This is a genomic window from Bartonella sp. TT119HLJHH (assembly GCF_042193385.1).
Classification (GTDB): Bacteria; Pseudomonadota; Alphaproteobacteria; order Rhizobiales; family Rhizobiaceae; genus Bartonella.
The window spans coordinates 1-572 of record NZ_JBHILS010000148.1; the positions used below are offsets into that span (position 1 = coordinate 1).

General features: G+C 45.8%; 1 pseudogene. It reads right to left on the reverse strand.

The window, feature by feature from the left end:
• A pseudogene (locus tag ACFIJL_RS09860) lies at positions 1-572 on the reverse strand (phage tail protein); the annotation flags it as partial.

Below are 572 nucleotides of genomic sequence, written 5' to 3' on the forward strand. Positions count from 1 at the left end.
GTCAAGAGGTTATTGAAAACATTACTACATAAGCTGTAAAAAGAATCCCATAGCTTGCTTATAAAGCTTATGACTGTGTCCCAATTTTTGTAGAGCAGATATCCGGCAGCAACAAGAGCTGCAATGCCGCCAAGTATCCAGCCAATAGGTGTGGTCATAATAGCAACACCAAGCGATATAAAAGCCGTACCAACAGCGGTTATTGCTGGAATGAGTGAAGCTACAAGAGATAGTGCAAGACCCGCAACTGCAGAAGCTGCCGGTACCATTGCCGCAATGAATGCTCCGGTAAGAACTGCTCCAACCGCGGCTAAAGATGCAGCTACCCAGCCATTGAGTTCATCCCAATATTTATAGAGTAAAACAAGAGCTGCGATGCCGCCAATTAGCCATCCTATGGGCGTTGTCATTATAGTATAGCCAAGTGTGACAAACGCTGCTCCCGCTGCGGCTAATGCGGCAATGAGTGGACCAAAAATGAAGGAACCAAGTGCTACAAGTCCTACCTTAAAGAGGGTTATTTCACCAATCAGAGGTTCTAGCCATTGGAACCAGCCTTTAATCCTCTCTGT